The organism is Chelatococcus reniformis (assembly GCF_014640075.1).
GTDB classification, from domain to species: Bacteria; Pseudomonadota; Alphaproteobacteria; order Rhizobiales; family Beijerinckiaceae; genus Camelimonas; species Camelimonas reniformis.
Genome location: NZ_BMGG01000012.1, coordinates 45,372 through 71,913, shown reverse-complemented (window position 1 = coordinate 71,913; position 26,542 = coordinate 45,372). Strand labels below are relative to the sequence as shown.

Below are 26,542 nucleotides of genomic sequence, written 5' to 3'. Positions count from 1 at the left end.
TTATCGGGAGCGGCGGGAGCTCCGATGGGATGGGAGCCTCATCCCTCCACCGGTGTCCCCTTCGCGTCGCGACGGTCCAAGCCCTCCGGCGGCGGCGCGTCTGCGCCGCCGCCGCGGAGCCGTGCAGCCCTCAGAGCTTGGAGCCGCCGTCGACGGGCAGGGTTGCGCCCGTGATCCAGCGGGACGCGTCGGACGCGAGAAAGGCAATGACGTCGCCCACGTCGGCGGGCTGGCCGATGCGCTGCAGCGCCTGCATGCCCAGCAGGAATCGCCGTCCGGCCTCGGACCTGGGGGTTTGCGCCATGTCGGTCTCGATCACCCCGGGGGCGACCGCGTTGACACGGATGCCGCGTGCGCCGAGTTCCGCGGCCAGATAGGTCACCAGCGTGTGGATCGCGCCCTTCGTGGCCCCATAGGCCGCGAGCTTGGGGAAATAGGCGCGCGCTCCGAGCGAGCCCGTCAAGACGACGCTGCTACCGTCGGCGAGCATCGGCAGAAGCTGCTGCACGAGGAAGAAGGGCGCGCGCACGTTCAGGGCGAATAGCGCGTCGAAATCCGCGACCGTTGTCTCCTCCAGGCTCATCGCCTTGGCCACGCCCGCGTTGGCAACGAGGATGTCGAGCCGTTCGCCGGCGATGGCGCCGACGCGGGCGGCGAGCGCATGGGGGCCGTCCGGTGCCGCCAGATCCATCGCGACCGCGTGGGCCTCGCCGCCTCCCGCGCGGATCTCTCCCACCACGCGGTCGGCCTCCGGCGCCGCCTGGGCGTAGTGCACCAGCACCCGCGCGCCGGCGCGCGCAAGAGCGAGGGCGGCTGCACGGCCGATGCCCCGCGACGCCCCGGTGACCAGCGCGGTCTTATGCGACAGATCGATCATGGATCGACACGCCGTTGTGACACGGCGCGGGATGGGCAGCGCATCGTCGTTTCCTCCCCCTGCTTCGTTGTGAGCCGGACAATAACGTAAGTTACTCTATGATCCAGCGAGCTTTGCGTTGCTTGAATTCATCCGTTCGCGACCAACAACCGGCCTCTCCTCCGGGGGCGCGTGTGTGGCGCACGCGAGCGCTGGGCGGGAACCTGAGGCGTCGCGCTGCCGTTAGGTCATGCGGGTGGCGCAAAGCCTCACCGCGGCGGTGATCCCCTTCTTGCCGCAAACGAAGGCTATCGCGCCCACCTTCGCACCCGCCGCCTGGCGTCGGGAGACGATTCGTAAAGGGTTGTGCGCCAGCATGGCCCGGAGTTTGCCGAGGCCCCCGATGCTCACCCGCCGCCTCTTCATCGCCGGAACGCCGTTGGCGCTCGCCGCCTGCACGAACCGCATGGGCGCGCCGGACATGACGGCGTCCATCCCCGTCACCGATCCCTATTACGCGTCCATGTATGCGGCGATCGACGACGACCGGTTCCCGATCGCAGCCATCGACCTCAGCCAGATCGATCCCGCGTTTCTGCGGCGCGAGGTGGCCTATCCCACGTCGGAACAGCCGGGCACCATCATCATCGATCCCGGCCATCACTATCTGTACCTCGTCCGCGCCGGCGGACGGGCCATCCGCTACGGCGTCGGCGTCGGGCGCGAGGGCTTCGGCTGGAGCGGCGCCGCGACCATCCAGCGCAAGGCGGCGTGGCCGGTGTGGACGCCGCCGGCCGAGATGGTGGCGCGCGATCCCAAGGCCGCGCCGTGGGCCAAGGGGATGCCCGGCGGTCCCGAAAACCCCCTCGGGGCGCGCGCCATGTACCTCTATCAGAACGGCCGCGATACCCTCTATCGCATCCACGGAACCAACGAGCCGTGGACCATCGGCCAGTCGCTGTCCAGCGGCTGTATCCGCATGCTCAACCAGGACGTCATCAATCTCTACAACGGCACGCCGCTTGGCACCCGGGTGGTGGTGCTGCCGTCCCGCGGCGGCGAGGCCTGAACCGTGGCGCCGACGCCTCGAAAACCGGCCGCGCCGTCCGATTCCGGGCTTGGCTTTCGGCCCCTATGGACCGACAAGCAGCCTGGGGCAGCCCCGTCAGGTGAGGCCTTCTGACGGGAAGGCGTGCCCGGATCAAAGACGAGCGAGGGGAGGCGACGTCCATGGCGCTGAGCAGCGACAGCATCATCCTGCACCAGTACGATATCTCCCCCTTCTCCGAGAAGGTGCGGGTGGTGCTGGGCATCAAGGGGCTCGAGTGGCATGCCTGCCGCCAGCCGGTCATCATGCCGAAGCCGGAGCTGGTGGCGCTCACCGGCGGCTACCGCCGCATCCCGGTGATGCAGATCGGCGCCGACATCTACTGCGACAGCGCCGTCATCGTCCGCGAGCTCGAACGGCGCCATCCGTCGCCGACCCTGTTTCCCGCGGGCGACCACGGCCTCGCCTATGGGCTGGCCGCGTGGTCCGACAAAGCGATCTTCAATGCCGTCGTGGTCATCCGCTTCGGCGACGGCTCGGAGATCGACGAGGCCTTCGTGAAGGATCGCGAGAAGCTGTCGGGCCGCTTCGACGCCGCCGCGATGCGCCGGGCCGTGCCGGCCATGACGGAGCAGCTGCGCGCTCATTGGGATCTCGTGGAGGCCCAGCTCGCCGACGGGAGGCCGTTCCTCACAGGCGCGAAGCCCGGGCTCGCCGATGCCAGCGTCTACCATAATCTCGCCTTCCTGCGCTGGGGGCCCGAGGCGTGCGGCCGCAGCCTCGACGGCTTCACCCGCGTCCTGGCCTGGGAGCAGCGGGTCAAGGCCATTGGCCATGGCACGCGCCACAAGACCGACCGCGAGGCGGCGTTGGCCATCGCGAGGCAGAGCTCCTCCACCGAGCGGCCCGGCTGCGCCGGCGAGCCGAACGGTCTCGCAGTCGGCGACCGGGTCGTCGTTGCGGCCGACGACTACGGCCGCGATCCGATCGAAGGGGAGCTGGTCTCGGCTTCGCCGCACCACGTGGCCATCCGGCGGCGGGAGGGCCATGTCGGCGAGGTCACCGTCCACTTCCCGCGGGCCGGCTTCATCGTGAAGCGGGCGAGTTGACCGGAGGGCGCGCCGCAGGTATCGGCCGGGCAATGTCCGCTGTTTCGGCTTCCGACGACGACCTCCGTCACGCTCCACCCCTGGGCTTCGTGCCGTTCAGGATCGGCAACGGTCAGGATTTCCTGACCCTGACCGGGCCGTTCCACGTCAGGATCAAAGACGGCCATCTCAGCCTCGGCTTCCGCATCGAGCCCAAGCACTGCAACATCGCCGGCGTCTGCCACGGCGGGATGCTGCTGACCTTCGCCGACATTCAGATGGCGATCGCCGCCAAGCACCAGGGCGGGCTTTCCGGCTTCCAGCCGACGGTGGGCCTCGCCGCGGACTTTCTGGGCGGCGCCCCGCGCGGCGCCTGGCTCGCAGGCCGCACCGACATCGTCAAGGTCACTGAGGGCTTCGTGTTCACGCAATGTCTGATCACCGCCGACCAAGCGCCCGTGTTGCGGGCGAGCGGCAGCTTCAAGATGGCCAAGGCGACACCGGAGCTCGAGGCGGCGATGCGCCTGCGCCTCGATTGAGGGTATCGGCCGAGGGGATCGCGCCTACGTCCGAGCTCGGCGCGGCCTCCCCAGCCGCTCGGCCACGTAGATGCCGCCCAGCACGAGCACCAGCGCCAGGGCTTCCACCAGGCCGAAGCGTTCGCCGAGCAGCAGCACACCGAGCAGCGCGCCAAAGATGGGCACCAGATTGATGAACAGCCCGGCGCGGTTGGCGCCGATGAGCTCGACACCACGCATGAAGAAGAGCTGCGAGAGCAGCGACGGGAACAGGCCGATATAGGCGACGAGGAGGACGCCGTTCAGGCTTGCCGGCCATAGCGCCGCGCCCTGGGCCACCTCGAAGGCGAGCAGCGGCAGCGAGGTCAGGAATGCTGCCGCGGCCATCGCGGCGAACAGCGTCACGCCCGAGACCTTCGGCCGCGCCGCCAGGGCCACGGTGTAGCCGGCATAGAGCACGCAGGCGATGAGCAAGAGGCCGTCGCCGATGTTGAAAGCGAAGGTGCGCAGCACCGACAGGTCGCCGTGGGTGGAGGCGAGGACGACGCCGAGCACCGTCGTGCCGACGCCGACGACCTGCATGGCCGAGATCGGCGTGCGATAGGCGAGAAAGCTGCCGATCAGCACGACGATGGGGATGCTGGCCTGAAACAGGGTGATGTTGACGGCGCTGGTGTAGTGGCCGGCAGCATAGAACAGCGCGTTGAAGGCGGTGTAGCCCAACCCGCCGAGCGCCAGCACCAGCGGCCATTGGGGCAGCACCTGACGCCACTCGGCCGCGATCGTCCGGCGCGAGGTGACGCTGAGGACCGCCAGCACGAGGGCCCAACGCAGCGTCGTGATCACCATGGGCGAAAGCTCGCCCGGCGCCAGGCGGCTGGCGACGGCGTTGCCCGCCCACATCAGCGCGGTGAGCGTGAGCAGCAAATAGGCATTGCGCTCAAGGCCGCGCAGGCGGCCGATGCGCGAGGACGTGAGGGCCGGTGACGACATGCGCATCGCCTTAGCCTATCGCTTAGGCGTGCGGCACTAAACTTTGGGCATACCGGCCAAGTGCCCGCTGCCTGGAGCAGGTCGCCCAGACGCGGCGCGGTGCCGCCGGCGACGGCGCGCTTGACCTTGCCGAGCGAATAACCGATGACGGGCTGCAAGGACCCCGGCCTTGCAGCCGGGGTTTTTTGTTGTCAGGGGTTTACGGCATCGGGCCTGGAGGCGACAGCCGCCTGGGGACTGGTCCGGTGTCAGAGCAGAGGGATAGGGTGGTGGCTCCGGCTTCGTCGGGGCGGTGGCCGCTCTAGAAGCACGATGACGAACGTCGTGGTGGTCGGCGCCCAGTGGGGCGACGAAGGCAAAGGCAAGATCGTCGACTGGCTGTCGGAGCAGGCCGACGTGGTGGTGCGCTTCCAGGGCGGCCACAACGCCGGCCATACCCTGGTGATCGACGGCACCACCTACAAGCTGGCGCTGCTGCCCTCGGGGATCGTGCGGCCCGGCAAGCTGTCGGTGATCGGCAACGGCGTCGTCGTCGATCCCTGGCACCTGGTCGAGGAGATCGACAAGCTGCGGGCCCAGGGGGTCTCGATCGGCCCGGACAGGCTCAAGATCGCCGACAACGCGACGCTGATCCTGCCGCTGCACCGCGAGCTCGACCATTTTCGCGAGACATCGAATTCCGGGCTCAAGATCGGCACGACCAAGCGCGGCATCGGCCCGGCCTACGAGGACAAGGTCGGCCGCCGCGCCATCCGGGTGATCGACCTCGCCGATGCCGCGACGCTGCCCGACAAGGTGGAGCGGCTGCTCACCCACCACAACGCGCTCCGGCGCGGCCTCGGCATCGAGGAGGTCGGGAGTGCGGAGCTGATCGCGGCGTTGACCGCCATCGCGCCGGCCGTGCTGCCTTACGTGGATACGGTCTGGTCGCTGCTCGACGGCCTCAGGCGCGAGGGGCGGCGCATCCTGTTCGAGGGCGCCCAGGGCGCGCTGCTCGACATCGACCACGGCACCTATCCGTTCGTGACCTCCTCCAACATCGTCGCGGCGCAGGCGGCGACCGGCTCAGGCCTGGGCCCGTCGGCGATCGGTTACGTGCTCGGAATCGCCAAGGCCTACACGACGCGCGTCGGCGGCGGCCCGTTCCCGACCGAGCTCACCGACGAGATCGGTGAGACGCTGGGCCGCAAGGGCAAGGAATTCGGCGTCAACACCGGGCGCAAGCGCCGCTGCGGCTGGTTCGACGCGGTGCTCGTGCGCCAGACGGTGCGGACCTCCGGCATCGACGGGATCGCGCTGACCAAGCTCGACATCCTCGACGGGTTCGAGGAGATCAAGGTCTGCGTCGGCTACCGCCTCGACGGCCGCACGCTCGACCATTTCCCGGCGAACCAGGCGGCCCAGGCGCGCGTGGAGCCGATCTACGAGACCATCGAAGGCTGGTCCGGCTCGACCGCCGGGGCGCGCTCGTGGGCGGAGCTGCCGGCTCAAGCGATCAAATACGTTCGCCGGATCGAGGAGTTGATCGGCGCGCCTGTTGCACTCTTGTCAACAAGCCCGGAGCGCGACGACACCATCTTGGTCCACAATCCCTTCGAAGGTTGACAACAAGCTGGGCGGGGGCGATTCCAGCGGGCATGGCGGACTTTTATCCTCTGTTGGTGCGTGCCGTCGGCGGCCTGCCCGACAATAACCCCAAGACGCGCGAGGCGGTCTACGAGCGGGCGAGGGACGTCCTGCTCCGGCAGCTCCGGGCGCTCGATCCGCCGTTGGCCGACGAGGACGTCGCGCGGGAAATGGTCACGCTCGAGGAGGTGATCGACCGCATCGAGGCTGAGCATCTCGCCGCCGAACAGGCCGAGCCCTCAGTTCCGGTCAGCGCGCCTGCGCCTTCGCTGCCCCCTCCGCCCGCCGCGCCGCCGGCGGCCATCCCGCAGCCACTCCCGTCGCCGAGCCAGCCGCTGCGCCCGGCCTTCCCGGCGTCGCCGGGCCGCCCGCCGATCGGCCCCCGCCGGCCCGAGCCGGCGCCCGTCGAAGCGCGCGAGACCGCTCCACCCGACGACGACGCTGCCGCCGATGCGGAGGGCAACGGCGACACCGGTGATGGCGCGCCCTCCCGTGACGGGGCGGTCGACGCCGGCGTGCGGCGGCCGCGGATCGCGCCGTCGCGGCAACCGGGCGAAGGCAGGAGCCGGCGTACCCTCCTCATCGGCGGTGGATTGGCGGTGGCGATCGCGGCCATGGCTGGCGCCGCTTACTGGCTCAACAAGGTCAACCAACCCCAGCGGCAGGCGGCTTCGCCCGAGACGACCGCGCCCCCGAGCGACGGCGAGCGCAAATACAACGAGCGCATCGGCGAGCCGGCGGCGCCGGGGGCGCCGCAACGGCCGGCCCAGCCGGCGCCGGCCCAGCCGGTCGCCGGCGCGCAGCGCGCCATCCTCTACGAGGAGACGCCGGACAATCCGCAGAACCCCACGGTGCTGCAGGGCAAGGTGGCGTGGCGGCTGGATTCGGCCAGCCCCGGGCAGGGCCAGCCCCTCGAGACGGTGATCCGGGCCGACGTTCAGGTGCCGGAGGCGGGCGTGACGCTGGCCATCACCATCCGCCGCAACACGGACGCGACCCTGCCCGCCTCGCACATCATCGAGATGACGTTCGGCAAGACCGGAACGGCCACCGACAACCGCATCATCCGCGACGTCGGCGTGCCGCAGTTTAAGGGCGAGGAGAACGCCCGCGGCGTGCCTCTCGCCGGCCTGCCGGTGCCGGTGACCGATTCGGTGTTCCTGGTCGGGCTCTCGAACCTGCCGGCGGATATCGAGCGCAATCTCGACCTGATCCGCACCCGGCCGTGGATCGACATCCCCATCCGCTACGGCAACGGCCGGCGGGCGGTCCTCGCCCTCGAAAAAGGGGCGAGCGGTGACAGCGTGGTGACGCAGGCGCTCAATGCCTGGCAAGGCAACTAGAGCGTTTTCGGCCGGTTCGCGTGAAGAAAATGCGACAAATCAAACAGATAGAGCATTTCGGCGATTCGAAGAACGCGGAAATGCTCCAGGCGCTTCGCGATGGGGGGAAGCACCCATCGCGAGAGACGCACGCCGGTTTCAAAAGGTTATGCGCATTTTCCGATCAGAGCGACTGACCTGATTAAAGGAGCGCTCCAGGTCTGCTCGGGCGGTTGCCGCGAACCCCCATCACTCGCGGCCAGACGAGACGCGCGGGCGCGGGGGACCGCAGGCAAAAGTATGGCCGGGCGCGGGGCCCGGCCATACATGGTATGCTGCGATACGGCGCGGCCTCGGGCCACGCCGCCGGTCAGGACGGCGAAGCCTCCAGCATCGGCCGCGCCGCGCGAGGCGCTTCGAGCCGCGCGACGCCTTTCTTCACCGCCTCCTGCACCTTTTCGAAGGCGCGCACCTCGATCTGGCGCACCCGCTCGCGCGACACGCCGAACTCCGCGGAGAGTTCCTCCAGGGTGATCGGGTCCTCCGCCAGGCGCCGCGCCTCGAAGATGCGGCGCTCGCGCTCGTTGAGCACGCCGAGCGCCTCCAGAAGCGCCTTGTGCCGGTTCTGGCTCTCCTCGTCGGCGACGAGGAGCGATTCCTGGCTGGCGCTATCGTCGACCAGCCAATCCTGCCACTCGCCATCGCCTTCACCCCCTGCCCGCAGGGGCGAGTTGAGCGAGGCGTCGCCGCCGAGCCGGCGGTTCATGTCCACCACGTCCTGCTCGGGCACGCCGAGCTTCTCGGCGATGTACTTGACCTGGTCGGGCTTGAGATCGCCCTCCTCCAGCGCCGAGATGCGGCCCTTGGCCTTGCGCAGGTTGAAGAACAGCTTCTTCTGGTTGGCCGTGGTGCCCATCTTCACCAGCGACCACGATCTCAGGATATACTCTTGAATGGCGGCCTTGATCCACCACATGGCGTACGTGGCAAGGCGGAAGCCCTTATCCGGTTCGAAGCGCCGCACGGCCTGCATCAGGCCGACGTTGCCCTCGGACACCACCTCGGAGATCGGCAGGCCGTAGCCGCGATAGCCCATCGCGATCTTCGCGACGAGACGGAGGTGTGACGTTACGAGCTTGTGTGCCGCATCGCGGTCGCCATGTTCACGCCACTGCTTGGCCAGCATGAATTCCTGCTGCGGCTCGAGCATGGGGAACTTGCGGATTTCCTCGAGGTAGCGAGACAGTCCGCCTTCGTTGGCTAACGCCGGAAGAGATGCTGCGGCCATGTGAACCTCCTTCCGCGCTCCCTTTCAGGCGAGCGCCCGGACGGCTGCGGGTTGTGCCAGCCGTTCGTCATTGTGCTGCACCGACGGTGGCCGAATGAGGGCCTGCAGCTGGTGGCCGTTGCTCGGTGAGATCGACATCCGATGACGTCGGTCACGATGGCGACAGTTTTTCCCTGTCGCGGGCGAGGCGGCTCGTGGTTGTGCGACTATGACGGGTCGGCGACCGGCATGATGTGCGCTGGCGCACATCAGCGCTGAAGCAGGCTCCGTGTGTCGAAACCGAGCGATTGCGCCAACGCCGCAAGATCGCCGGGGGGCTCGCTCGTGAAGGAAAGAGCCTCGCCTGTCGTCGGATGAGCAAACCCGAGCACGCCCGCATGGAGCGCCTGACGGCCCAGCGCCACCAGGCACTCGCGCGCGACGGACGGTAGCAGCGCCGCCTTGGTCCTGAAGCCCCCGCCATACAGCGGGTCGCCCAGCAGCGGATGGCCCAGCGAGGCCAGATGTACGCGAATCTGATGAGTTCGACCGGTCTCTAGCTCACAACGCAAAAGCGAAACCACCGGTTCCTGGCTCGCGGGCCAAATTGCGCCGACCTCGACATGTGTGATCGCCTCACGCCCCTGTCCAGGCGGCGCCACGGCAATTTTTTCGCGATTGCGGGTGCTGCGGGCGAGCGGCCTGTCGATGCTCAGCCCGCCCACCGGCAAGCCCCCCCAGGCCAGCGCGAGATAGGCCCGCTCGAGCGGGCCGGTCCGGCCGTGATCGGCGAATTGCCGCGACAGGGCGGCATGGGCTCGGTCGGTCTTGGCCACCACCATCAGGCCGCTGGTGTCCTTGTCGAGCCGATGCACGATGCCCGGCCGGCGCACGCCGCCGATGCCGGAGAGCGAGGCGCCGCAGTGGGCGATGAGCGCGTTGACGAGGGTGCCGGTGTGGTGGCCGGCGGCGGGGTGCACCACCATGCCCGCCGGCTTGTCGACCACCAGCAACTCGTCGTCCTCATAGAGCACCGTCAGCGGGATGGCTTCGCCCGCGGGCGCCGCGGGACTCGGCGGCGGCACGATCAGGGCGATGGTCTCGCCGGCCGCGATCTTCAGCGACGGGGTGTCGGCGAGCCCCGCGCCGATGCGGACGGCCCCGGCGCGGACCAGCTGCTGCAGGCGGGTGCGCGACAGCTCCGGCAGCGCCGCCGCGAGGATCCGGTCGAGCCGGCCATCCGCCGCGGCCACGACCGTGTGCTGCTCGCCGCCCACGCCCTCGTCCTCCTCGCCCACGTCTTCCTCGCCATCGTCCTCCAGCGGCAGAACGTCGGCCTCTACGGCATCGTCGTCCGCCCCGGCCGGTGTGGTGCGGATGGGTCGTTGGTTGGCGGGGGGCGATGTCATGAGCCGCGGCGAGAGATGGTGGCCAATCGGAGATGTGTGAGTGCGGAGGCGGCCGGGCGCATTTTCGCTGCCCACGATCGGCAGAAGACGCTTGAATGCGCGGCGCGATATCGTTATACGACCGCTTCCGCGTTTGGAAGCTCCCATCGTCTAGCGGTCTAGGACGTCGCCCTCTCACGGCGAAAACAGGGGTTCGAGTCCCCTTGGGAGCGCCACCTCTTTTCAGACGCGTTGATTATCCTCAGCTTTTTCCCCTAATTGTCGCACTTTTCTGAACCTCGACTTGAGGTGCGACAATTTCTGTTCCCGTTTCAGGCTCGGTGAGCAGGCCCATGGCCGCCTTTGCCGTGCCCCGGCGGTCCGCCGCCTTGGTGTAGCGCTGCACCTCTGCGAGCGTCTTGTGCCCCGTCACCGACATGATCTGATGGGGTGAAGCTCCGCGTTCTGCCAGCCGCGCGGCCATGGCGTGGCGGAGGCCGTGCGCCGAGCAATGTGGTAGCCCAGCCGCGTCGCACCACTCACGAAAGACGTTGCCGAAGCCGGCTGGCGTTCTGGCTCGTCCTTGCTGGGTGGCCAGGAATGTGAGGTGCGTGATCTTGGTGCCTGCGATCACCTCGTCGAGATCGGGGTGCACCGGCACCTCGACATCGACCGGCTCCCGATCGGCAAGATCCTCGCCCTTGGCCTGCGTGTATTTGAGCCAGCCGCCGCGGATGTGCTGCGGGCCGAGCCGCACGGCGTCCTCGCGCCGGCGGGCCGAATAGAGCAGCAGCGCCGTCGCCGGCCTCGCCTTCGTGCCACGGGTGGGTGCTCTCAAACTGCTCGACCTCGTCCAGGGTCCACGAGTGGTGCCCCTTCTTCACCTCCTTGGGTGCCGGCATGCGTCGGCGCCAGGGTGCGAGGCAGCGCGAGGTGGCGCTCAGATTGAGCTGCGCGCGTCATCGTTGGAGAGCCTCCTCGGCGAGCTTCCGGCGCCAGGTGGTGACGGTCTGCGGCGAGACGCCGAACTGCCGGCCGAGCGCGCGGTCGGATAGGGCGGCACGCTGCGGTTGGCGAAGAGCTTCGATCAGGCGCTCACGGCGCTGGCACGCGGTGGCGGCCGGCGCCGGCCCCTCCGGGTCCGGTTGACAGATCGGCGCCGAATTCGGATCCGGTTGCGGGGAGCCCTTGCCGAGGTCGAGGATCACGATGCCCAGATCCGCCTGGCCCATGGTGGCGCCTGGTTGTGCCAAGCCTCTGTGAAGCTATTCCCTTCTCCAATGCTCATCTCGATTAGGTCGCTCTTGGGATCCGGCTCTGGATCCGGGACGTCGAAATCGACGCAGCTCACCTGCCACCGGCCACCACGACAGGCGATCGTTAACGCGAAGCTCTGGGCATCGATCAGCTCGCCCTCGGCGTCGTCACGTAGGTCCTTGTCCAGCTCCATCACAATGTTCCTTGAGGGGGCGCGCTGGAGAAGCGGTCCCAGTCGAGCGCCAGCCGAACGACCCGGACATCTGACCGTGCGAACATCCTCAGGCGCTCGCCGTTGTCGCGGGTCATGTCCAGGCCCGACGGGTCATGATCGCCCAGGTGCAGCACGATGGGCGTTCGCCCCGCCCGCCAGCGGTCGGCATGGTGCTGGTCGGCCTGCTGGCCGGCTTGGCGCTCGACCGCCGCGCGGACATCCCAGGGCCGTTCTCGATGACGCAGAGATTCGCGCCCCGACGCATCCGAAGCCCCGAGAGGGGCAGCCCTCGTGGCAGACCTCCCTAGCTAGACTGGCCCTGCGAGATCGAAGCCTAACGCGCAGCTAGCTGCGACGGGCGGGTTCCGGAATGCAAAAGGCTCCGCCGACAGTCGGGCGCCCCACTATCGACAACCTGGTGACGAGCCCCATTGTGCGACGCACCACAACGTTGTACCACGCCAGAGCCTCGCCTATGCGAGAGATGGCTGGGCGCGTATGATGTGCCGTCGCAATCAGAGTTGGGGGGGCTCCATGGCAGACTATTCGGTGAGGCTATACTCAGGAAGTTACGATCAGGTTAGCAATTCTCTTCTGATAAACGGAGTAGGCGGCAATTATGCCATCTCTCCCGGCGAGTATCCGGTCGGCAGTGTCATCCCTCTCGCTACCGGTCTTGCCATAAAGGTGCTCGGCTTCTCTGAAGATAGCGTCTTCGCGCAGTTCTCATCAAATTCTAGCACAAACCCCATTTTCTTTCTCGCGCCAGCGGCAACTCCTGTTGCAGACATCATGGGGAGAAGCTTCGCAGTGGAATTTACGGCGGGCAGCTTCCAGATCACGAACTCCGGCGAATTCGTTGCCTGCTTCTTGGCTGGCACACGAATCGCTACACCGGATGGCGACGTTGCAGTCGAGGATCTCGTCAGAGGCGACCTGGTTCTCACCGCCGATGGCCGGAGCCGGCATATCCTTTGGATCGGGCGTCAAGCGGTGGCCGCGACGTTCGCCGATCCCTCAACGTGCTATCCCGTTCGCATCATGGCCGGGGCCCTGGCCGAGGGCGTGCCCGTCCGTGACCTCTACGTCTCGCCCGACCACGCCCTGCTGGTCGACGACGTTTTGGTACAGGCCGGCGCCTTGGTGAATGGCACTACGATCACCCGCGTGGAGCAGCCTGAGGAGCGCTTCACCTACTACCACATCGAACTGGAGGACCACGCGCTGGTGCTCGCCGAGGGCGCGCCGGCCGAAACATTCGTCGACAACGTCACCCGCCGCCGCTTCGACAATTACGCCGAGTACGAGGCGCTGTTCGGTGCATGCGAGGCGCGGCTGCCGGAATTGGAGCTGCCGCGCATCAAGTCGGCGCGCCAGCTGCCGCGGGCCGTACGAGAACGGCTCGCGACGCGGGCCGAGGCGCTGGGCTTCGTCGGCGCCGCGGCCGCCTAGCCCCCCGTGATCTGAGCATCACCATCTGCCCTGGCACCGCTCGCGACGGCGCAACGTCAGAAGCCTCAGAGGTCAGGCAAGTGCGAACGGGTTTAGAAATGCGGACATTCGCCTCGATTGGATGAGCCCGTCTGATCGGAACATGGCGCCAGTCCCCGCTTCTGAACCCGTCATAAGACGACGTTGGACTTGGGGGCGCCTGTCTCGGCGGGGCATCGAAGCTTTTCAAAGCGCGAGTTTCAGGCTTGCAACAGTTGTGGTGACGTGTCGGAGAGGCGATGCCAGAGCTGCCTCATAGCGTGCTGGCGCGAGAATTCGCTACAGAAGCAGCTGTGGAGAGCAGATTGTCTATTTGACGTCGTTTTGCCCGTCCCGCGTCTCGCCGCCTCGCATCGTTCGCCGCGCCGCCTGAGGCCGAGGATGGCCGCGAGCATGACGAGGCGGAGCGTGGGCGGCTCGGCGTCCCTCACTGCCGGTGAAGCACGCCTATGCCGAAGACGGGCAGCGGCAGCAAGGCACGCCGTTCGGCCGCAGCATCGGCTGAAGTCCGGCCCACGACCAACTCGGACCATATTGGATAGATCATCATTCTGCTGGAGCAATAGTAGCGGGTCGAGTGGTGACGGAGTTTTCGGCCTATCAGGGCGGCCGCGCCGATGCGTTTTTGCTTCCGGCGCGGCGATCAATGGCACGCCGGCGGGCGCGTCGCCACCTGCCGCGCGGGGGCGAGGTTCAGACGAACGTCCTACACGACCGCCAAAGGACATTTATCGCCGGATCGCCTAGGGTGGGTTCGGCTCCGGGCAACCGGAACAGGGCGGGCGGATCAACCGCCCGGTCAAGAATACGTTGAGGAAACGTCAACCGCCCGCCGCCAGGCGGCAAAAGAGGAGGACAGCATGGCCGGTACGCGTTCGATTGCGCGCGCTCTGACCGTAGGCTGCGCATTGGCATTTGCCACCTCGTCCTTCGCGCAGGACGTCACGCTGCGTGCGTCCCACCAGTTTCCGGGCGGCAAGGGCGATCCCCGCGACGAGATGGTGCAGATGATCGCCCGCGACGTCGAGGCGGCCAAAGTCGGCCTCAAGGTCCAGGTCTTCCCCGGCTCGTCGCTGTTCAAGGCCAACGAGCAGTGGGGCGCGCTGACCAAGGGCCAGCTCGACATGTCGTCCTTCCCGCTCGACTACGCCTCCGGCCGCGTGCCCCAGTTCTCGGCCACGCTGATGCCGGGCCTGGTGCGGAACTTCGATCGCGCCGAGCGCCTGAACGACTCGCCTTTCATGCAGGAGATCAAGGCGATCGTCGACAAGCAGGGCGCCATCGTGATCGCCGATGCCTGGTTGTCCGGCGCCTTCGCTTCCAAGAAGGGCTGCATCACCGGTCCCGACAGCATCAAGGGGCAGGTCACCCGAGCCGCCGGCCCCGCCTTCGAGCAGATGCTCGCCGCAGCGGGCGCCTCCATCTCGTCCATGCCATCCTCGGAAATCTATTCGGGCATGCAGACGGGCGTGCTCGACGCGACCAACACCTCGTCCGAGAGCTTCGTCTCCTACCGCCTCTACGAGCAGGTGAAGTGCCTGACGGCGCCGGGGGCCAACGCCCTATGGTTCATGTACGAGCCCGTGCTGATGTCCAAGCAGGTGTTCAACCGGCTGAGCCCCGCGCAGCAGAAAGCCATCCTGGACGCCGGCAAGAAGGCACAGACCTGGTTCGCGCAGGAGGTGCGCAAGGGTGATCAGAAGCTGATCGACGCCTACAAGAAGGCCGGCGTCGAGGTGGTGGAGATGTCCGCGTCCGATTACGACGCCTGGCTCAAGGTGGCGCAGGAAAGCTCCTACAAGAACTACGCCGAGAAGGTGAAGGGTGGCGGCGAACTGATCAAGAAGGCTCTCGCCGTCCAGTGACCGCGCCACCGCCGCGGCACCTGCGCCGGGAGGCCGCGGAACGCCTGCGCCGACGGACGATCGACGGCCCGTAGCCGCTACGCGGCGGATGCGGCGTCCAGTCCCGCCGCGCACCGATCATCCCGATAAGCGAAAGTCTCCCATGATCAGCCTGTTCCTGCGAGCGGTCGACCTCATCTCGAAGGTTGCGGCGGTCGTCGCCGGCCTGATGCTAATCGCGGCGATGCTGGTGATCTGCGAGATGATCTTCCTGCGGTACGTGTTTCGCGCGCCGACCATCTGGCAGACGGACTTCGTCGTCTTCTCGGCTACCGCGGCCATGTTCCTTGGTGCGCCTTATGTGCTGAAGACCAGCGGGCACGTGGGAGTCGACGTGATCGAGACCGCGCTGCCGGAGGGACCCCGGCGCGTCGTCGGCATCGTCGGCGGCGTCCTTGGCCTGCTCTTCGCGCTGATGATGACGATCGCAAGCGCGACCTTCTTCCACGAGGCGTATGTCAACGACTGGCACACCTCGACGGTGGCGGCCATCACCCTATGGATCCCGCTCCTGCCGCTGCCGGTCAGCTTCGCTCTGCTGTCGCTCCAGTACGTCGCCGAACTCATCCGCCGCGTCAGTGGCCCAATTGAAGCCGAAGGCCACGTGTGATGAGCCTCTCGCCCACGTCCTCCGGCCTGCTCGTCATCGGTCTGCTGTTCGTGCTGCTGGCCACCGGCATGCCCATCGCCTTCGCGCTCGGCCTGACCGCGATCTGCGGCCTCTTGATCGCCAACGGTATCGGCGTCTTCGAGGTACTGGCCGAGACCATGTTCGCGGGCATCGCCAACCTCGCCTATGTCTCCATCCCGATGTTCGTGCTGATGGGGGCGGCGGTGGCCGCCACCCCCGCGGGGCGCGACCTCTACGAGGCGCTCGACCGCTGGCTCAACCGTGTCCCCGGCGGGTTGGTGCTCTCGAACATCGGCGCCTGCGCCATCTTCGCCGGCATGACGGGCTCGAGCCCGGCGACCTGCGCGGCCATCGGCAAGATGGGCATCCCCGAGATGTTGAGGCGAGGCTATCCGGCTTCGGTCGCCACAGGATCAATCTGCGCGGGCGGGACGCTCGGCATCCTCATCCCGCCCTCGGTGACGATGATCGTCTACGGGATCGCCACGGAGACCTCGATCGGCCGTTTGTTCCTGGCGGGCGTGATGCCCGGTCTCATGCTCACGGCGATGTTCATGGCCTGGGCGCTCTACGACTGCCGCCGCAAGAACTTTGATTTCGACGTGCGCAGCAAGCGCTTCAGTCTCGGCCAGAAGCTGGCGGCGCTGCCGAAGGTCACGCCCTTCCTCATCATCATCCTCGGCACGCTGTACGTGCTCTATGGCGGCGTGGCCACGCCTTCGGAAGCGGCGGGCGCGGGCGCCTTCCTGACGCTCGGTGTCGTCATCGTGATGTACCGGCTGTTCCGGCCGAAGCCGATCTTCGACATCTTTTCGTCGACGCTGCGCGAGAGCGTCATGATCATGATGATCATGGCCTCGGCGGAGCTCTTCGCCTTCGCCCTCTCCTCGCTCTTCATCACCCAGACCGTGGCGGGGGCCATCGCGTCCCTGGAGGTGAACCGCTGGGTGCTGATGGCGCTGATCAACCTGTTCTTGCTGGTGGCCGGCATGTTCTTGCCGCCGGTCGCCATCATCGTGATGTCGGCGCCGCTGCTTTACCCGATCATCGTCTCCTCCGGCTTCGATCCCTATTGGTTCGCGGTGATCCTGACGGTCAACATGGAGATCGGCCTCATCACGCCGCCCGTCGGGCTCAACCTGTTCGTGGTCAAGGCCATCGCCCCGCAGGTACCGGCGCAGCAAGTGCTGACCGGATCGCTGCCCTATGTCCTGCTCATGCTGCTCGGGATCGTGATCCTGAGCATCTTTCCGGGCGTTGCCACGTGGCTTCCCAACTACGTCATGGGTCCGACGTGACGCGCCGCTTGGCGACACGGAGGGGACGATGGCTGGTTGGGCTTGACGGCCGCCACGTCCGCTTCTGCGACCATGACGGGTTTACCAGCTGCAGCCCGAGGCATCCGGCGCTGCACAAGGATCGGCAGAGACGCCGCCCGCCGCGTCGGCGCTGGCGGTGGGGTCAGGGCAGGTTGGCGGCGCGCAGGCGCTCGGCGAGCGCGCGCCGTTCCAGGATGTCGAGGATCGTGTCGGCGATCTCCTTGGCCGAATCCTGGTGAATCTTGACGGTGATCTCCGCCTCGCCTTCCAGGCCGAAGGCGAGGGTCACATGGCCGTCGCGGTCCGAGCCGATCGCGCAGGCGACGACCGGCAGGCACGGGTCGGTGCCATGGCGCTCGGCGATCGCCGTCGACAAGCGGAGGGACAGATTGACCAGGCCGCTGATCTCGGTGACCGGGAGCGAGATCGGCGCTGTACCGTTCGGCCCGACGAGCTCGATCACCAACCGCGATCCGTCAGGCGAAATAGATCCCGCCTCGACTTCGTCGAACACGTCCATCGCTCCTCCCATTCGGAGCGATTTTAATCATTCCCGGCCACCCATCAACCTCGGGCTGCGCATGGCACGGCGGCCCCGGCATGGCCCACCCGCAGGCTCGCGCTGCCCGTGCGGACGCACATCTTGTCCCGACGGGCCGTCCACCCGATCGGTGGGAGGCCGCCCCAGCGTCGAAAGCGAGATGATTTTCATTGAACGATCATCCCGTTCCAAGTCTTTGTTTGGGAAACTTGCCCAGACCGGTACCGGCCTTTTGGGATCATGCTCTAGCGCGTTTTCGAGCGAAGTGGACGCCGGTTCGCGTGAAGAAAACGCAAACAGATAGAGCATTGCGGCGATTCGAAGAAACGCGGAAATGCTCTAGAACCGCAGCGTCAGCAGGATCAGGGCGGCCGCGCCCGCCGTGCCGAGCAGCCACATGAGGCTCGACAGATGGCCGAAGGTGTCGATACGCCGCCGCAGCTCGCGGTCGCGGTCGACGATCGTCTGAATCTGTTGGCCGGAGAGCCAGGGCATGTCGGCCCGCAGATCACGCGCCAGGTCGGCGCCGCCGGCGGGCGGCAGGCCGGCATCGGGGTCGAGCCGGTCGAAGGCGCTGCCAGCGATGTTCATGGCCGGCCCCCGCTCGTCATGATGGGGGTGCCGAGCACCGCGGACCGGCGCGAGCGCCGTGAATTGAAGGTCAGCATCGACCGCACCCCTCTTCGGGCATGTTGCGACTGGATGACGGCATCCAGTTGCCCCGACAGGCTCCAAACCAGCCAACCTGAAGCGCCTCTTGCGATCGGATCAGTTCGCCCCATCGCGCGACGCGCGAGAAGCGCCGGTTGGCCGCAGCCCTGACGTAGCCGCCCCGCTTTGGCCCGGGAATGGCACTTATTGGTCGCATCCTATCGTCAACCGGCGATGGTCAGCCACGGCCAGCGGGCGCGGTAGGCCTCGGCCTTGCGGCGAAACAGCTCGGGGCGGGCATGCTTGGGATTAATCCGCAGCACGCCCTCCCACAGCTCGTCGAGCCCATTGGGCGCATAGAGATCGCCGGCAGCGTCCAGGCCGACGCATGTGCAGCGCACGAGGAACCGGTCGATGCCCTCCCTCGCCGAGCCCAGCGGTGGATAGGCGCCGCCGAACCGATCGCCGTACCAGAGATGGACGCGTGCCTGGTTCCTGATCTCGACCGAGACGCCGAGGTCCTTGAAGAGGTCCGCAGCCTGCCGGATGACGGCGTCTTCCGCGGCCCACGAGAGGTCGCGGTCGTCGAAATAGAAGACGTCGTAGTCCTTGATGCCGGCTGCCGCCGGGCGCCCGCAGCGCCGGTTCCAGACGGTCTGGAACAGGGAGCCGGCGGTCAGGACACACTGTGGCAGGCCGAGGCGCGGCAGCCGCTCGATGATTGCGGCGTTGGCCGGGTTGGCCAGAACCCATCCGACGAAGGCATCATTGGAGATCGGCACCCGACCCGCTGCTCCCCGTGCCCAGGCGTGCATCGCCGAGCGACGCCGCGCCGGGCTGGTCGGCCCAGTGCCGCCTCGAGGCTACATCGCCGGCTGCGCCTGCGCCGGCGTCAGCATGAAGCTGACGACATCGCGGACTTCGTGCTCGGCCGCCGAGCCCGGAGCGAAGTCGGTGACCGTCAGGCCTTCGGCGAAAGCCCGCACGAAGTTCGTATCGTAGCTCAGGACCGGCCCGACGTCGTGGCCCAGCTCCGCCAGCTCCTGGGCGATCAACTGGCCCTCCAGGGTCTGCGCGTCGACGCGCGTCGGCACGATGACGATGCGCGGCATGGCGGCACCGGGCCAGCGCGACAGCTCGTCGATCTTGTCCAGCGTCTGCTTGGCCGAATTGATGTCGAGGCTCGACGGTCCGCACGGCATGATGATCATGTCGGCGAGCTCGATCGCCGTGCGCGACACCGAGCCCAGGTCCCCTGGCGTGTCGATGATGGTGACATCGGTGCCGGACGTGTAGATCGCCTTGATCCAGGCGGTGATGCGCGCCGAGCTGTAGGCGTGGTGGCGGACCGGAAAGCGCAGGCGCCGCGGATTGGCCCAGGCGAACGCCGACTTCTGCGGGTCGGCATCGATCAAGGTCACGCTGTGCCCGAGCCGCACGAGTTCGCCCGCGACGTTCACGGCGACGGTGGTCTTGCCGACCCCGCCCTTCCGCTGCACCACGGCGATGATGAACGTCGATCCCATCTGTGTCCGCTACCCGGCAGTCCATCGGGCGCCGAGGGAGATCCCGGCGCCATGCAGAGTCAGCAAATAGCCTGGAGCACGTATCGATAGGGTTAACGATTGCGGGCGTCAGGCGATCGACAGATGCTCGCCGGTGAATTCGCCGATGATCTTGGCGGAAAGTCTATGGGATGCAGGGCACGGCCCGCCGAGATCTTGGGCCCGGTGGGTTCGACATCTGTGCGGACCGGTCCTGCCGGCTTGCGGCGACACCGAGGTGCGGACGATGCCACGGGACGGGGTGGCAACCCGCCAGCCGGACGCCGTTCCGGCCCGGCGTGTTGGATGGGGCCCGTGCGGGGCCCGCCGCGATGCGCCGCGCCCGGCGGGGTCTACTGAAGCTTGGCTGCTTGCGCCGTGGGACGAGCGGCGATTCCCGCTGCGGTCAGCTGGAGGCCGACCGCGGCGGCCACCATCGCCACGAGGCCGGCGGCGATGATGAATTCTCGGAGGTGGATCGACTGCATCGCAGCCCCTTCGTTCTTGTCGCGAAGGAGCATGGGCGCAGAAGGTTAACGAATGGTCAACCCTCCTGCCGGGTAAGTTCAGGGAGTGCGGAGCCGTAACAATCGTGCCCTGTGGAGATCGTGCAACAATATCTTACGTTGCTGATCTGCAATTCGTTTTGGCATACTGCCGATAGATCAGGCGCGTTTTGCTGACCAGCTCCAGCTGGAAAGCCTGGCCGAGGCGGATAAATCCGTCTCGTACGCGCGACAATTCGCCGACCCTACGAAAGAACGATTGTACGGAGCAGGCGTTCCACCTGCCTTGCCACGCTCGTTGCGTCATGGCCGGGCTGAGCGGCGGGCTCGGCCATGACGCGCGTCGTCGTCTGCTCAGGCGCGGCCGTGGCGCCGTGCGGGGGCCGCCGCGGCCGCGGTCAGCCCTAGCCGAGCGAACAGAGCCGCGTCGCTCTGCTCCTCCGGATTGCCCGCCGTCAGCAGCGTCTCGCCGACGAAGATCGAGTTGACCCCGGCGAAGAAGCACAAGGCCTGCAGCTCCGTGCTCATGCCCTTGCGGCCGGCGGCGATGCGCACCGTGGACGCCGGCATCATGATGCGAGCCAGGGCCGCGGTGCGGACGAAGTCGATGGGATCGAGCGGCGCGGCGCCCGCCAGGGGCGTGCCGGGCACGGCGATCAGCATGTTGATCGGCACGCTCTCCGGGTGGTCGGGCAGGTTGGCCAGCGTGACCAGCATGTCGGCGCGGTCCTCGGCCGTCTCTCCCATGCCCACGATGCCGCCGCAGCACACGTTGATGCCGGCCTCGCGCACCGTGCTCAGGGTGTCGAGCCGGTCGGCGAAGGTGCGCGTGGTGATGACGTCGCGGTAGTAGCGCGGCGAGGTGTCGATGTTGTGGTTGTAGTAGTCGAGCCCAGCCTCCTTCAGGCGGGCCGCGTCGTGCGCCGTGAGCATGCCCAGGGTGACGCAGGTCTCCATGCCCATCTCCCGCACGCCCTTGATCATGGCGACGACGGCATCCATGTCGCGGGCCTTGGGGTTGCGCCAGGCGGCGCCCATGCAATAGCGCGTGGCACCCGCCTCCTTGGCCTTGCGAGCCTCGCGCAGCACGGTTTCGACCTCGGCCAGCTTCGTCGCCTTGACGCCGGTCTTGTGGTGGGCGGACTGGCTGCAATAGCCGCAGTCCTCGGGACAGCCTCCGGTCTTGATGCTGAGCAGGCGTGCCAGCTGCACCTCGTTGGGCTCGAAGTAGGAGCGGTGCAGGCGATGGGCAAGGAACAGCAGGTCGTTGAGCGGCGCGCGGTAGAGCTCCATCGCCTCGGCGAGCGTCCAATCGTGGCGCAGCCGCGACTCCTCCCGCTGGGGAAGGGGCGGTCGGCGGAGATTCGCGTCAGTGCTTTCGACCGTCATGCTCATCTGGTTCTCCTTTTATAGATAATTTATAACATTTATCTCCTATGTTGGCTGAGCTTGACCGGCGGCGCAAGCCGGGCAAGCGCGGCCGCCGGCCGCGCCGATCTTGCGGCCGCGCCCGATCCGACGGCGATCAATGCTGCGAAGGTGGGAGGGGCCCCGGGGGCGCCGCGGTCAGCCCAGGGGAACCGGCTGCCTGGCCTTGGCGCCGGCCGCCACGGGCGTGCCGACGCGCAGGACATGCCGGGTGAGCGTGGCGAGCGCGATGTCGGACTTGCCCTGGCGCAGTGCCGCCAGGATGGCCCGATGATCGTGATCGGTGCGGGCGTCCCAGGTCGAGCGCCAGGCGGCGAAGAGAAAGCGGGCGCTCGCCGCCTGCAGGTCGGCGATCGAGGACAGCAGCCGCGGCATGCGGCAGGGCGTCAGCAGCAGCCGGTGGAAGGTGCGGTTCGCCTCCTCCCACGAACGCACGTCCTTGCAGGTATCGCCGAAGGCGGTGGCCTGCTCGGCCTGGTCCAGGATCGCCGGGGTCAGGTGCGGCACGGCATGGCGCAGCGCCAGCGTCTCCAGCGCCGCGCGCATCTGGGCCACCTCCTTCACCTCGTTGAGGTCGAACGAGGCGACCCGTACGCCGCGGCGGGGAATGCTGACGGCAAGCCCCTGCGCTTCCAGGCGACGGAACGCCTCGCGCACCGGCACGTGGCTGGCCCCGAACTCCTCGGCGATGTGGTCCTGCCGCAGGCGCTCGCCCGGCGCCAGGGCGCCGGCGATGATGCGGTCGGCCAAGGTCCGGCTGATGCGGGCGGCCACGGTCTCGTCGGGGGGCGTGCTCATCGCGTCGATATTATAGATAAGTCGGCTGCTGGGCAGCGTCCTGCCACGCCTGGATGCGGTAGAGTGTCGACGGGCTCACGTCCCGCGCCGCGGCCCCCGTGTGGGCGACGGTCGTCTCCACCGGCTCCGTGGCCAGATAGGGAGCGTAGGTCTCGGCGAGCGACGGAACGTCTTCGACGATCAATACGCGCCTTATCGCTCTGGTCATCCCTCGTCCCATGGTTTGGCCGCCTCGACGCCCGGCACGAACCCGCACGCGAACCCCCCTCGGCCATCGAACGCGCACCTGAAGCGCTTGTCCATGGGACAGGGCTTCACGCCGCGCAAGCCTGTCGAGCATAGCCCATCGGCGACGCCCGGGCGTCGGGCGTCTGGCAGGTCCCGATCAGTCGCGCAAGAATATGTAATCAAAGTCGTTTTTTCCACATGGGATCGCTCGTGCCCCAGCCTCTGCCCGAATGACGGTCCCAGCCGCATGTGCGCGGGTGCTGCGATCGCCGGCGGCGGCGGTCATCCCGCACGACTGCGGCGCGCCGAAGCTGTCTACCGACTTCCCCGAGGGCGGAGGTGGCCCCCGGAAAGCGCCTCAACCTGAGGGCAACGTGTCGAGGAGTGGGCTCGAAAGATGCGCAATCTGATAGGCGGCGCCGAATTCGCTTCCATCCAGCTCCGCCTCGGACAACACGACCCGCACGAATCTCCAGTGCCGAGGGTCGAGGCCGACGATGGCTGCGCGGACGTCCGGCGCCGTCGCGTACGTCCGCGCCAAATCGACCTCGGCCGCGAAGGCCGCGGTCAGATCGGCATCGAGCCGAACGGCGACATCGTTCCGGTAGAGGAAGCGAGCTCCTCCGGCTCTGCCCCGGAAGGCGTCGAGCGCGAAGAACGTCTCAATCTCGGCGCGACCGAATGATTGCGTGACGACCTCGTAGCCGCCCCGCATCAGCCAATCGCGGAGCGCCTTGTCCTGTCGCCAGAGATAGAGCGACGAAAAGCTGTTCGCGATCGCGCCGAAGCGGCCCGTCTCGCGGAGCAGGAAGGCCTTGAAGTATAGCTCGGGTGCCACGTCCCAGACGGCAGCGCGCTCTTTGGACCGCCTCCGGAGAGCGTCCAGATCGTACTGCGCCGGCAGACGGTGCGCGTAGTGGGCAATGATCATCGTCGAAGCCTCAACGAGTTGTGGGGGCTGGCGAGGGATGGAGCACGATTTCCTACACTTCGTTCGCGAGCGACAGCTCGGATTTTCCGGGCGCGCGGCCAAAGGTCAGGAAACTCAACAGGGCCAGCACCCAGACGCATATGCCGCCATACAGCATCACCAGACCAAAGCCGTGAACCAAAGACGCGTGGACGATAGCGTCGGGCGACGCCATGGAATGGAGTTCGGGGACGTCCGATGTAACGAGGCTTCCAGCTGCAATCCTCTCGGCGAGAGCTTGCAGGCGCGAGGCCTCGATCGCTCCTGGCACGGCGCTGCGCAGCCACGAGGATATGCCCGCGGTCAGAATGAATCCCATCAGCGCGATGTTGATCGCCAGCGAAATCATCCGGGCGCTCATGTCGATGCCCGAGGCCATGCCGGCGCGCGCGCTCGACACCGCCGCCGTCGTCGTGTTGGTCACGGGTGTGTTCGTCAGGCCCAGCCCGATACCGGCGGTCAGACAGCCCGGCAACAAGGTCAGCCAGCTCGCCTGCTCAAGTCCGCTGCCCGCCCACATCAGGATAAATCCAAGGCCGATGACAAAGAGGCCCGTCGGGATCGCAATCCCGGCCTGGAAGCGGAGCAGGATCCGCTCGCCGAGGGGCGGCACGACAAGCGTGGGCAAAGTGTAGGTTAGCAGTGCCGCGCCCGCCGCAACATTGTCGTAGCCGATGGCGCTCTGAAAGAAGATCGGAAGATAGATCATGAAGGGCCAGAAGCTGAAGTTCATGCCCATCGAGCCCAGGAGCGCGCCAGAGAAGGCGCGCTCCCGAAAGACCGAGAAGTCGAACATCGGACGGCTGCTCCGTGTTTCCACCAGCACGAAAGCAAGCAAGCTAAGCGCGGCAACGAAAGCAACAGCGAGTCCTGCCGGACCAAAGAAGCCCAGTTCAGGCCCTTGCGTGATGTAGAAGGTCACGCAGAATACTGCTGTCGAAAGGGTCACGATGCCCGCGAGATCGAGATGCCCCGCATCGGGATCGCGCGATTCCCGTACGCTGCCCGCAGCAAGGACGGCGGTGACGATGGCGAAAATCGCGTGGATCAGAAAGACCCATTGCCAGTTGGAGATGGCGACTATTGCCGTGCCGATGATCGGACCGAAGCCCAGGCCGATCCCAAATATGATCCCCCATGCGGCAAAAGCACGAGCGCGTTCCGCCCCCTCCCGGAACTGATGCGAGAGGATGGCGACCTGGCAGATCAGCATCGCCCCGCCACTCATTCCCTGGAGAAATCGGCTCAGGATGAGAACGGGGGCATTGGGCGCCAAGCCGCAGATCAGAGATGCGAGGCCGAAGATGACGATGGCGCCGACGAAGATTCGCTTCCTGCCGTACCGATCGGCGAGCGCCCCCGTCGCCATCAAGACCGTCGTGACCGCGATCGTGTAGGCGTTCATGATCCATTGAAGTTGCTTGAAGTCGGCATGCAGCACGGCCTCGATGGTTGGTAGGATCGTCGGAACGCTGGAAATCTCCAGCCCGAACATGAGGGACGCAAGGCAGACAGACGCTAGCGCGACCGCGTTCCCGCCCGTCTTCGGACTTGTCATGACTTTTGGCTCCGACCCACATCCCCCCGACACGGGGGGCTCCGCTCCGCGGCGAGTGCGGGCGAACATAGGAGGCGCTTGATCACAACAGAACCTGATTGATATGTATTTTAGAGATAACAAATTCGGATAGATCCATGCTGACACTCGATATCGAGGCCGTGAGGGTCTTCGTGATGGTTGCCGAGCTTCGCAGCTTCACGCGGGCAGCCGATGCACTGGGCACCACGCAGGGTGCGATCAGCGTGAAGCTCAAGCGGTTAGAGGATCGCATCGGCAGTCGACTGCTTGAGCGAACGCCGCGGTCGGTACGGCTTTCGGCGCAAGGGGCCGCTTTTCTGGAAGGGGCGCGCGAGCTGATTTCGGCTCACGAGCGCGCCGTTGCGGGACTGAATTCGCCCCCGAGACGCTTTGGCCTCGGCATTGCTGCGCATGTGGCGGGGCCGGAGGTCCCGACGCTGCTGGGGCGGCTGCACGCTCACGACCCGCACCTGACCATCGAAGTGCAGCTTGATAGTTCGCGCAGGCTCCTTGACTTGTTCGATCAAGGCAGGCTCGACGCGGCGATTGTCCAGCGCGAGGATGATCGACGAGATGGAGAGATGCTGGCGCGCGAGCGCGCGGGCTGGTTCGCCACGCAAGGTTTCGAGCACCGCCAGGGCGAGCCGCTTCGCTTGGCTGCTCTCAGCCCCACCTGCGGCGTTCGTGATACGGCCACGCGCTTGCTCGATGCCGCGGGGATAAAATGGACCGAAGTATTCCTGGGAGGCGGGTCTTCGGCTGTGCATGCCGCCGTCGCGGCGGGAGTGGCGGTTGCACCCCTCTCTTATCGAATTGCCCCCGCCGGCACGGTCGATATCGGGGGGCGCTTTGGACTTCCTCAGCTCCCGTCATCCGACGTCGTACTCCATTCGTCCCTGACGGACCAGCGATCGCGGGCAGCCCTGCGGGTGCTGGCGGCAGCGTTCCGTGAGCATCGAGAGCCCACTGCCGCGGGATGACGCCTTCAGGCACTCATCCAGGTCCACGCGCTTTATTGAGCGTGATCTTGCCCAGGAGGCGATCTCTACTCTCTGGGATCACGTTCCGGCGAGCACAGGCCTGGCCTGGCCCGCGCGCACGCCGCGGATGCAGGCGGTACGTCGTCGAGCGGACGGAGCGTTCACCGGCTCCGCGCGCAGTCGCCGCGCCAGTTCGTCGGCAGGGGTCGAGCCTGGCGCCGTCCGTGACCGTCCATCTGCATCGCTCGACCTCGTTGCGCCGGCGCGGGCTGGCGGCGGCCATGGCAGAGGTATCCGCAGCAGTCCGGCCGCAAGGCCGAGACATCGCTCCGACAATCGGGCTAGTTTAACGTTCATGGTGCAGGTTGGCCCACCTATCGCAGGGTATTCGATGG

General features: G+C 67.2%; 27 protein-coding genes and 1 tRNA gene. 11 read left to right on the top strand and 17 right to left on the bottom strand.

Features of this window, described 5'->3' with window-relative positions:
• Positions 1-130: 130 nt before the first annotated feature.
• Positions 131-877, bottom strand: coding sequence for an SDR family NAD(P)-dependent oxidoreductase (locus tag IEW34_RS28135; RefSeq protein WP_188612571.1), 747 nt, complete (start codon positions 875-877; stop codon positions 131-133).
• 382 nt (positions 878-1,259) lie between these two features.
• Between IEW34_RS28135 and IEW34_RS28130 the strand changes: the two genes are divergently transcribed.
• The 3 genes from IEW34_RS28130 to IEW34_RS28120 all read left to right on the top strand — a co-directional run bounded on the left by IEW34_RS28130 (position 1,260) and on the right by IEW34_RS28120 (position 3,531).
• Positions 1,260-1,925, top strand: a complete 666-nt coding sequence (locus IEW34_RS28130) for a L,D-transpeptidase (RefSeq protein WP_244642269.1) — start codon at positions 1,260-1,262, stop codon at positions 1,923-1,925.
• A 161-nt stretch (positions 1,926-2,086) separates the two neighbouring features.
• Entirely contained in the window at positions 2,087-3,013 is a 927-nt protein-coding gene (locus IEW34_RS28125; protein WP_188612569.1) for a glutathione S-transferase family protein, read from the top strand.
• 32 nt (positions 3,014-3,045) lie between these two features.
• A complete protein-coding gene (locus tag IEW34_RS28120) occupies positions 3,046-3,531 on the top strand; it encodes a PaaI family thioesterase (protein ID WP_188612568.1) in 486 nt (161 codons plus the stop codon).
• Positions 3,532-3,555: 24 nt separating this feature from the next.
• Here IEW34_RS28120 and IEW34_RS28115 read toward each other — a convergent pair whose 3' ends face one another.
• Positions 3,556-4,503, bottom strand: a complete 948-nt coding sequence (locus tag IEW34_RS28115) for a DMT family transporter (RefSeq protein ID WP_244642268.1) — start codon at positions 4,501-4,503, stop codon at positions 3,556-3,558.
• 312 nt (positions 4,504-4,815) lie between these two features.
• Between IEW34_RS28115 and IEW34_RS28110 the strand changes: the two genes are divergently transcribed.
• Together IEW34_RS28110 and IEW34_RS28105 are read left to right on the top strand one after the other, a co-directional pair.
• Positions 4,816-6,108 carry an adenylosuccinate synthase gene (locus IEW34_RS28110; protein WP_188612566.1) on the top strand — a complete coding sequence of 431 codons (1,293 nt, stop codon included), beginning with the start codon at positions 4,816-4,818 and terminating at the stop codon, positions 6,106-6,108.
• A 32-nt stretch (positions 6,109-6,140) separates the two neighbouring features.
• On the top strand, positions 6,141-7,472 hold the full coding sequence (locus IEW34_RS28105; protein ID WP_188612565.1) for a histidine kinase: 1,332 nt from the start codon (positions 6,141-6,143) through the stop codon (positions 7,470-7,472).
• Between the two features lie 349 nt (positions 7,473-7,821).
• Here the strand turns inward: IEW34_RS28105 and rpoH are convergent, their stop codons facing one another.
• Together rpoH and IEW34_RS28095 are read right to left on the bottom strand one after the other, a co-directional pair.
• Positions 7,822-8,739 (bottom strand): RNA polymerase sigma factor RpoH, encoded by a 918-nt coding sequence (rpoH, locus tag IEW34_RS28100; protein ID WP_188612564.1) that lies wholly within the window; start codon positions 8,737-8,739, stop codon positions 7,822-7,824.
• Between the two features lie 248 nt (positions 8,740-8,987).
• Complete coding sequence (locus IEW34_RS28095) at positions 8,988-10,016, bottom strand: RluA family pseudouridine synthase (RefSeq protein WP_308424403.1); 1,029 nt, start codon at positions 10,014-10,016, stop codon at positions 8,988-8,990.
• A 250-nt stretch (positions 10,017-10,266) separates the two neighbouring features.
• Between IEW34_RS28095 and IEW34_RS28090 the strand changes: the two genes are divergently transcribed.
• Positions 10,267-10,342: transfer RNA gene (locus tag IEW34_RS28090), tRNA-Glu, on the top strand.
• A gap of 26 nt (positions 10,343-10,368) precedes the next feature.
• Here the strand turns inward: IEW34_RS28090 and IEW34_RS28085 are convergent.
• The 3 genes from IEW34_RS28085 to IEW34_RS28075 form a co-directional block, all read right to left on the bottom strand.
• Positions 10,369-10,863: a tyrosine-type recombinase/integrase gene (locus tag IEW34_RS28085; RefSeq protein WP_188612562.1), complete on the bottom strand. Its 495-nt coding sequence runs from the start codon at positions 10,861-10,863 to the stop codon at positions 10,369-10,371.
• Between the two features lie 202 nt (positions 10,864-11,065).
• On the bottom strand, positions 11,066-11,338 hold the full coding sequence (locus tag IEW34_RS28080) for a hypothetical protein (protein ID WP_188612561.1): 273 nt from the start codon (positions 11,336-11,338) through the stop codon (positions 11,066-11,068).
• A complete protein-coding gene (locus IEW34_RS28075) occupies positions 11,311-11,556 on the bottom strand; it encodes a hypothetical protein (protein WP_188612560.1) in 246 nt (81 codons plus the stop codon). The genes IEW34_RS28080 and IEW34_RS28075 overlap by 28 nt, the downstream gene beginning before the upstream one ends.
• A 555-nt stretch (positions 11,557-12,111) precedes the next feature.
• Between IEW34_RS28075 and IEW34_RS28070 the strand changes: the two genes are divergently transcribed.
• The 4 genes from IEW34_RS28070 (at position 12,112) to IEW34_RS28055 (ending at position 16,901) form a co-directional block, all read left to right on the top strand.
• The gene (locus IEW34_RS28070) at positions 12,112-13,029 is read left to right on the top strand and encodes a Hint domain-containing protein (RefSeq protein ID WP_188612559.1); all 918 of its coding nucleotides are present in this window, start codon (positions 12,112-12,114) and stop codon (positions 13,027-13,029) included.
• Positions 13,030-13,928: 899 nt separating this feature from the next.
• The gene (locus tag IEW34_RS28065; RefSeq protein ID WP_188612558.1) at positions 13,929-14,933 is read left to right on the top strand and encodes a TRAP transporter substrate-binding protein; all 1,005 of its coding nucleotides are present in this window, start codon (positions 13,929-13,931) and stop codon (positions 14,931-14,933) included.
• A 142-nt stretch (positions 14,934-15,075) separates the two neighbouring features.
• Positions 15,076-15,582, top strand: coding sequence for a TRAP transporter small permease subunit (locus IEW34_RS28060; protein WP_188612557.1), 507 nt, complete (start codon positions 15,076-15,078; stop codon positions 15,580-15,582).
• Positions 15,582-16,901, top strand: a complete 1,320-nt coding sequence (locus IEW34_RS28055; RefSeq protein ID WP_188612556.1) for a TRAP transporter large permease — start codon at positions 15,582-15,584, stop codon at positions 16,899-16,901. Before IEW34_RS28060 ends, IEW34_RS28055 begins: the two co-directional genes overlap by 1 nt.
• Before the next feature lie 163 nt (positions 16,902-17,064).
• Here the strand turns inward: IEW34_RS28055 and IEW34_RS28050 are convergent, their stop codons facing one another.
• From IEW34_RS28050 to IEW34_RS28010, 10 genes are all read right to left on the bottom strand, one after another.
• Positions 17,065-17,436 carry a hypothetical protein gene (locus IEW34_RS28050; RefSeq protein WP_210324612.1) on the bottom strand — a complete coding sequence of 124 codons (372 nt, stop codon included), beginning with the start codon at positions 17,434-17,436 and terminating at the stop codon, positions 17,065-17,067.
• 366 nt (positions 17,437-17,802) lie between these two features.
• Entirely contained in the window at positions 17,803-18,054 is a 252-nt protein-coding gene (locus IEW34_RS28045) for a hypothetical protein (RefSeq protein WP_188612554.1), read from the bottom strand.
• A 284-nt stretch (positions 18,055-18,338) separates the two neighbouring features.
• On the bottom strand, positions 18,339-18,896 hold the full coding sequence (locus tag IEW34_RS28040; protein WP_244642267.1) for a nucleotidyltransferase family protein: 558 nt from the start codon (positions 18,894-18,896) through the stop codon (positions 18,339-18,341).
• Between the two features lie 81 nt (positions 18,897-18,977).
• Positions 18,978-19,640 (bottom strand): AAA family ATPase, encoded by a 663-nt coding sequence (locus IEW34_RS28035; RefSeq protein WP_188612552.1) that lies wholly within the window; start codon positions 19,638-19,640, stop codon positions 18,978-18,980.
• A gap of 371 nt (positions 19,641-20,011) precedes the next feature.
• Positions 20,012-20,146: a hypothetical protein gene (locus IEW34_RS30985; RefSeq protein ID WP_280516341.1), complete on the bottom strand. Its 135-nt coding sequence runs from the start codon at positions 20,144-20,146 to the stop codon at positions 20,012-20,014.
• Between the two features lie 372 nt (positions 20,147-20,518).
• Positions 20,519-21,553: a biotin synthase BioB gene (gene bioB / locus IEW34_RS28030; RefSeq protein ID WP_188612672.1), complete on the bottom strand. Its 1,035-nt coding sequence runs from the start codon at positions 21,551-21,553 to the stop codon at positions 20,519-20,521.
• A gap of 177 nt (positions 21,554-21,730) precedes the next feature.
• A complete protein-coding gene (locus tag IEW34_RS28025; protein ID WP_188612551.1) occupies positions 21,731-22,390 on the bottom strand; it encodes a GntR family transcriptional regulator in 660 nt (219 codons plus the stop codon).
• Between the two features lie 10 nt (positions 22,391-22,400).
• On the bottom strand, positions 22,401-22,598 hold the full coding sequence (locus tag IEW34_RS28020; RefSeq protein ID WP_188612550.1) for a response regulator: 198 nt from the start codon (positions 22,596-22,598) through the stop codon (positions 22,401-22,403).
• Positions 22,599-22,976: 378 nt separating this feature from the next.
• Complete coding sequence (locus IEW34_RS28015; protein WP_210324611.1) at positions 22,977-23,651, bottom strand: DUF4865 family protein; 675 nt, start codon at positions 23,649-23,651, stop codon at positions 22,977-22,979.
• Positions 23,602-25,146: an MFS transporter gene (locus IEW34_RS28010; RefSeq protein WP_188612548.1), complete on the bottom strand. Its 1,545-nt coding sequence runs from the start codon at positions 25,144-25,146 to the stop codon at positions 23,602-23,604. The genes IEW34_RS28015 and IEW34_RS28010 overlap by 50 nt, the downstream gene beginning before the upstream one ends.
• Before the next feature lie 137 nt (positions 25,147-25,283).
• Here IEW34_RS28010 and IEW34_RS28005 point away from each other — a divergent pair, with 137 nt between their 5' ends.
• Positions 25,284-26,147: a LysR family transcriptional regulator gene (locus IEW34_RS28005; RefSeq protein WP_188612547.1), complete on the top strand. Its 864-nt coding sequence runs from the start codon at positions 25,284-25,286 to the stop codon at positions 26,145-26,147.
• The last annotated feature ends 395 nt before the right edge of the window (positions 26,148-26,542 follow it).